Genomic DNA, 6480 nt, shown 5'->3' on the forward strand with positions numbered 1-6480 from the left:
GAGAGGAATGTGCTCATGAAATTTTCCAGGAAAAAGCATTTTAAGTTATTTTTTTGCATTTGCATAGTAATATTATTTTTTTCGGCAGTAATATCAGCTATGCTTGGCTCTGCAAACATATCCTTCAAGGAAACACTATATGTGATACTAAGTAAAATACCTATTGTGGGAAGGTTAGTTTCTACAGCAGGTATATCACAGAATCACATGCTCATAATATTACAGATACGTTTACCAAGGATAATAACTTCAGCATTAGTTGGAATGGGATTATCAGTAGTAGGTGCATCCTTTCAGGCAATATTCAAAAATCCAATGGCAGACCCTTACGTACTTGGAGTATCTTCAGGAGCTGCTCTTGGAGCTGCAATTGGATTTATGCTTCAGCTGGATACTTTGCTTTTAGGGTCTACAGCTATTACTATTATGGCTTTTGTAGGGTCTATTGCAACTACTGTTTTGGTTTATAATATAGCGAGAGTAAAAAACAAGATACCGCCAACTACACTGCTTCTGGCAGGTGTTTCTGTGAGCTTCCTTTTATCTTCAATAATATCTATAATAATGGTATTTAACAGGCAGCAGGTTGAAAAAATTGTTTTTTGGACAATGGGAAGTGTTTCTGCAGCAACTTATAACCAAATATTGAAGTTGATACCTTTCATATTCCTAGGCGTAATTATAATACTTTTATTTTCAAGAGATTTAAACATAATGCTTACAGGGGACGATACCGCTAAAAGTTTGGGCATAGAAGTTGAAAATGTAAAAAAAATAGTACTTGCTGTTTCTTCAATAATTGTTGCAGCCTGTGTGTCTATAAGTGGTGTAATAGGATTTGTAGGACTGATAATTCCCCATGCAGTGCGTATGGTATTTGGACCTGACCATAGGGTACTCCTGCCTTTCTCATTGATAATTGGAGCTGTGTTTATGATTATTTCCGATACGGTGGCAAGAACTATAGCTGCTCCTTCTGAAATACCTGTGGGTGCTGTAACTGCTTTATTTGGGTCTCCATATTTTATTTATCTTTTAATAAAATCTAAAAAGAGAGTGATATAATGAATAATTCAAATTTGTGTGCAGTTGAAGTTAAAAATTTAAATTACAGTTTTGATGAAGTTGATATACTTCATGATATAAATATAGATTTTAAAAAAAATAAATTTTATTCCATTATAGGACCTAATGGTTCCGGTAAAACTACTTTACTCAAAAATATTGCTAAAACTTTAAAGCCTTATAAGAGCACAGTTTTTATAAAAGACAAGGATATACTTGATTTGAAAAATAAGGCACTTGCAAGAAAACTTGCGGTAGTTCCACAAAACAGTGATTTGGATATGGATTTTTCCGTACAAGATATAGTTTTAATGGGAAGAGCTCCCTATTTTTCGAAGCTTCAAAGTGAATCAGAGAGTGATTATAATATTGCTAAAGAGGCCATGGAGGTCACTAATACCTGGAAATTCCATGACAAGTTTATAAATCAGCTAAGCGGTGGTGAAAAACAAAGGGTTCTTATAGCACGGGCACTTACCCAGGATACGGATATAATATTGTTAGATGAGCCCATATCTCATCTTGACATACACCACCAGATCGAGATTTTGGATACTATCAAATCCTTGAGTAAGAAAATAACTGTTATAGTGGTACTTCATGATTTAAATTTTGCAGCCCAATACAGTGACCATGTAATACTTGTAAATAGCGGAAGAGTTGTAATGCAGGGCACTCCCCTTGAAGTACTCACAGAGGAAAATATAAAAAAGGTGTATAAAATAAATGTATGCATGATAAAAAATCCAGTTACTGGGAAACCCTATATAATACCCATAGGACAGGAAAGGGACTGATCCCAATAAGCAAAATGGAAATTTAGATAATTAGTTCATAGATACCTAAAATTATAATACTAATGCCAGACACAAAAGGAGCATATTTCCCAAAAAATTTAGACAAACAGCTGCTGCCTATAGCACATCCTGCAACTAGACCTGTTGCACTGAGAATGAAGGTAAATATAGTGGCAAGTAATATGTTGATACCGGTTATACTTGCACCTATACCTACTCCAACATTATTTATTGTGAGAGCGAAAGCTAGAAAGATAGATTCTTTAACATCTATATAACCTGAATTGTCAGCGTCAGCTATTTCTGGATTGTCTAAAAGATTTTTATAGGGTAAAAGATTATTTTCAGCATTACACAGTTTTTCGTTTTCCTTACAGTGTTCTTTTATAATAGCATCAATTATAAACCATATGCCCATTAATATCAAAAAACCGCTGCCAATGACATTGGCTATATTTTCAGACATAAACTTAATCAGAAATTTACCTAGAACCATAGATAGAAATGTTCCTGTAGTAGCAATTAAGGCTATTAAAATAGTGCTTAATGGACTAATTTTCATTTTTTTAATACCATAGGATATTCCTACAGTGAAACTGTCTATATTTGCGGATAAGGCAAATAAAAATGAAGGCAATAAGTGCATTATGTTCCTCCTATAGTATGGTTACTCCTATAGTATATTCATAATAAAATACAATGCTACCACTATTTACTTTTCCTTTGAGGATATGTTTAATTATGTATTTATAAAGATAATATGGAATAAGTGGTGTAATATACATTGTCCACCTATTGTTGATTTTCAGGAGATAATATGGTAATATACTGGTATATTAAAAGTCAATAGAAATTTGCAAAAAATAGAAGATATTTTTTTGCTTATGTGAAAGGAGAAAAAAATTGATTAGAAATTTAAAGAATCTTTTAATGTTTGCATCAATTGCTGTAATGTATCAGCTAAATCCGTGTAACGTTGTACTAGCCAGTGATATTTCTAATACAACTCAATCCCAAACTCAAGTAGTATCGACTCAAGACAATTCAAAGTTCCAAACATTACAAGACACGTCTAAAACTTTAGCATCACAAGAGGAATCTAAATACATATCAGAAAGTAATTCTAGTTCTCCAGTAAGTGAAAGTAGTGGTAATCTTTTGCCAGCAAATGCGGATAATGTGGACAACGTTCCTGTGAATAAAAGCTGGATAATTCACTTTAACCAACCTGTAGATTTGTCTTCAGCTAAAGAAAATGTAAAAATTATAAACAAAAAAACTAATGCAGAAGTGCCTATAAATATATCTTTAAGCAATTACGATAGTTATATGACTGTATCTACAGTTTCAGCCTATGATCCTGAAAGTTATTATATATTGAAAATTGATAATAACTTAATGGGTAGATATAATAAAGTTTTAAAAACTGCTCTTACCATGAATTTTAAAACTGGGGCAAAAATAGAGAATATAGACAATATCAGTGTGTCAATAGATCAAGGTGATAGTTATAAGTTGCCTGATGAGGTGACTGCAGTTATGTCTGATGGAGGAAAAGTGCAGGTAGGAGTTGAGTGGAATAAGAAAGTAAATACTTTAGCTTCACCGGGAAAGTATGTTTATGAAGGACAGGTAAAAGGATATAGTAAAGGGGTTGATTTGTCCTTAACTATAAACCCTTCCACTAAAAATGTGGATAGTATAGCTTCTACTTCCATGTGGATATGGGAACTTCAAAATCAAGTGGATGCTTATGGAGGCATAGATAATTTAATAGCAAAATTAAAATCTATGGGGATAAACAACGTGTGTATTAAATACAACGAAGGTTCCAGTCCTTCAGGCGGAGGAACCAATTTTAGAGATGATTTTTTAAAGTATGTTGGATATTTCAAAGAGGCAGGATTTAAAGTAGGAACATGGGGTTACAACCATTTTGATGATGTTCAAGGTGAGGGTAATTTAATTATAGAGGCATTAAATAACAGTGATTACTATGTATTTGATGCAGAGGATGCTGTAGAAAATAAAACTGAGCAGACAGAGGAAATATGTGAGCTTATAAGAAGTCAATGTCCTAATGCAATAATTGGGTATACATCTTTTCCAATAGCCAGTTATCACCAGAACATAGCTTATTCAGTTTTTAACAAATACTGTGATTTTTCAGCACCTCAGTGTTATTGGGGAGAAATGCAGTGGTCTGTAAATAAATGTTTGGATCAAATGGCTGCAGATTATAAAGCATATGGATTGGACAAGCCAATATATCCTATAATACAAACTTACAGTATAAATTATGAAGATTATACGGCGTATAGTAAGTATGGTTATAAAGCTACGGGTCTTTGGTCCTTGGATGATATAGGACAAACTTTTGTCCAATATATAAATGATATGGGAAGCAAATTTAATAATTAACTTATAGAGTTTCTGAGTAGAAAGTTTACTTATACCAGTCATATACTAACAAAATTCATCACACTAAAAACTTTTTATAAGTCTAAAGCTTGGTATTTTGAAAATCTAAAGAGGCTTAGAAATCGTTACCCAGGGACGTAGCTGTTCTTTACCCCCACTTGGAGAAGTGGAAGTATTAGAACAGGTAGTCATCGGATAAACTCGTACCTCAGATATATATAAGTCTCTAAGATTTTCTAACTAAAAAATATCCGGAGTATAAGCAATGTCATTAAGTTAAGAAATAAATAATTATAGTTATGGAACAGAGTGTGTTTAAAAATACATACCTGTTCTTTTTTTACATAATAATTTTATCAAAATCTTCAAAACTTCAATTACCTTTGCAAATTCAATTTCTATTAACATTTGGATTTAGGAACTATAACATCTCCAACTCCTATGTCTATATGAAAAGGTGTTTTTGTATTTTTAATTTTTCCTATAATATTAGCTCTAATTCCATGGTAGTCCCTTTCTTCTGTTATCTCTTCAATGTTTTTCATTTCAAATGTTATAAAGTCATTACCAGTATTAATTGCTAAGCTTAGGATTAGTAAGTGTTTGTTGTATATATGGAAATAATTGAGATCAAGTTGTAACTTTCTGTTCCATTACTACAGATACCCCAACCCTTCATATGTAGAAAATACAAATTACAAAATTGTATTATTATGTCGTGTTATGTCACGTTATGTGATATAATATAATTGCAAAATTGTGCTGTCATGTGATGTTATACTATGTAATATAATTTAACACAAAAATATCCTTGTATGTTTATTTTTGTACTAAATTATATCTTTTAGGGAGGGATACAAATTGAAACAAAAGTAAAAAAGAGAGCATATTTGTCTTTTCAAATTTTTTATATTTTTGAAACGTGATGCTTTATTTTCAAACCAATTTTTATGTACAAGCTTGTATAGCTGTGATTTGTTGAGAGTTTATAAATATATCAACGATGGTAGTAATTACAAGATTTTTGNACAAAAATATCCTTGTATGTTTATTTTTGTACTAAATTATATCTTTTAGGGAGGGATACAAATTGAAACAAAAGTAAAAAAGAGAGCATATTTGTCTTTTCAAATTTTTTATATTTTTGAAACGTGATGCTTTATTTTCAAACCAATTTTTATGTACAAGCTTGTATAGCTGTGATTTGTTGAGAGTTTATAAATATATCAACGATGGTAGTAATTACAAGATTTTTGTGGCCTAATCAAAATATAATCAATATGCATTTAATATTATTAACTTATGGTAAATTATAAGAAAAATGGGGGGAGTTTTATGTGTAAAAGTATTATTCCCAATGTGGGAAGAAAAATTAGACGATATAGTGCTCGATTTTTTACATTTCTACTTATATTTGTAATGCTTTTCAGTAATACCGCACAGGTTTCGGCGGTTACAGCATCGCTTTATTCATACCCGAATGATACGTCGATTGTGGGAGGTAGCACTATTAATAATGCATCATTAATAGGTGTTTATTTAAGTGATGCGTCTAATTCTGACTATAGTTCTTCCAGTGGTAATTATACTGCTAGTAGGGAATTGAAAGCAGGAATACCTAATAATGCTTCATATCCTGCTAGTCAATTCAATGGTGCAGACGGAAATGGAGTAGACCTCTTACCTAATTTTCAAATTGCATTCAATGAAAATATCCTTGGTAAGTCAGATACATATAGCAACTATACTAACAACAAAGGTCTAGTAACACTGGTAAAAGTAAATGCCGATGCGACAGAAAGTAGTGTAGCTACTAATGTTACTATGAATAAGAGTCTTAATGGAAGCCTTTTTGTTTCTCCAACAACAAAATTGGAACCTAGCACTTCTTATAAAGTAAAAGTAAGTTCAGGTATCACGGCGGACCAAACACCTGTTACATTAACAACCAATGCGTATGAAATCTTGTTCAAGACTAAAGCATTGACACCTTCATTAGATACGACCAGCGGTTCTAATGTGGCACCTTCATTAGATACGACCAGCGGTTCTAATGTGGCACCTTCATCAGATATTACAGGCGTCACATTAGATAGGACCAGCGCTTCTATTGATGTCGGCGGCACCAGCCAGCTTACAGCTACGGTAGCTCCGGCGGATACCGCGAATAAAGGTGTCACATGGGCTTCGGACAATA

6 protein-coding genes are annotated in these 6480 nt (G+C 32.6%); 4 read left to right on the forward strand and 2 right to left on the reverse strand.

Going from position 1 to position 6480, the window contains the following annotated elements:
* Window positions 1–15 precede the first annotated feature (15 nt).
* Window positions 16–1065: a FecCD family ABC transporter permease gene (locus tag WY13_RS11610; RefSeq protein WP_063555808.1), complete on the forward strand. Its 1050-nt coding sequence runs from the start codon at window positions 16–18 to the stop codon at window positions 1063–1065.
* Window positions 1065–1862 (forward strand): heme ABC transporter ATP-binding protein, encoded by a 798-nt coding sequence (locus WY13_RS11615; RefSeq protein WP_063555809.1) that lies wholly within the window; start codon window positions 1065–1067, stop codon window positions 1860–1862. The genes WY13_RS11610 and WY13_RS11615 overlap by 1 nt, the downstream gene beginning before the upstream one ends.
* A 22-nt stretch (window positions 1863–1884) precedes the next feature.
* On the opposite strand, the gene ytaF is transcribed toward WY13_RS11615, so the two are convergent.
* Complete coding sequence (ytaF, locus tag WY13_RS11620; RefSeq protein WP_063555810.1) at window positions 1885–2508, reverse strand: sporulation membrane protein YtaF; 624 nt, start codon at window positions 2506–2508, stop codon at window positions 1885–1887.
* A 257-nt stretch (window positions 2509–2765) separates the two neighbouring features.
* On the opposite strand from ytaF, the gene WY13_RS11625 reads away from it, so the two are divergent.
* The gene (locus tag WY13_RS11625; protein WP_063555811.1) at window positions 2766–4283 is read left to right on the forward strand and encodes an Ig-like domain-containing protein; all 1518 of its coding nucleotides are present in this window, start codon (window positions 2766–2768) and stop codon (window positions 4281–4283) included.
* 401 nt (window positions 4284–4684) lie between these two features.
* Here the strand turns inward: WY13_RS11625 and WY13_RS21025 are convergent, their stop codons facing one another.
* Window positions 4685–4828, reverse strand: coding sequence for a hypothetical protein (locus WY13_RS21025; RefSeq protein ID WP_156499025.1), 144 nt, complete (start codon window positions 4826–4828; stop codon window positions 4685–4687).
* Window positions 4829–5618: 790 nt separating this feature from the next.
* Between WY13_RS21025 and WY13_RS11630 the strand changes: the two genes are divergently transcribed.
* Window positions 5619–6480, forward strand: an 862-nt coding sequence (locus WY13_RS11630) for an Ig-like domain-containing protein (protein WP_192845023.1), incomplete at its 3' end; no start/stop codon positions are given.

Source organism: Clostridium ljungdahlii (genome assembly GCF_001636845.1).
Classification (GTDB): domain Bacteria; phylum Bacillota; class Clostridia; order Clostridiales; family Clostridiaceae; genus Clostridium_B; species Clostridium_B ljungdahlii_A.

Coding starts and splice junctions, on each gene's coding strand:
- WY13_RS11610 (WP_063555808.1), top strand. CDS start 16: ATGAAATTTTCCAGGAAAAAGCATTTTAAGTTATTTTTTTGCATTTGC.
- WY13_RS11615 (WP_063555809.1), top strand. CDS start 1,065: ATGAATAATTCAAATTTGTGTGCAGTTGAAGTTAAAAATTTAAATTAC.
- ytaF (WP_063555810.1), bottom strand. CDS start 2,508: ATGCACTTATTGCCTTCATTTTTATTTGCCTTATCCGCAAATATAGAC.
- WY13_RS21025 (WP_156499025.1), bottom strand. CDS start 4,828: ATGAAAAACATTGAAGAGATAACAGAAGAAAGGGACTACCATGGAATT.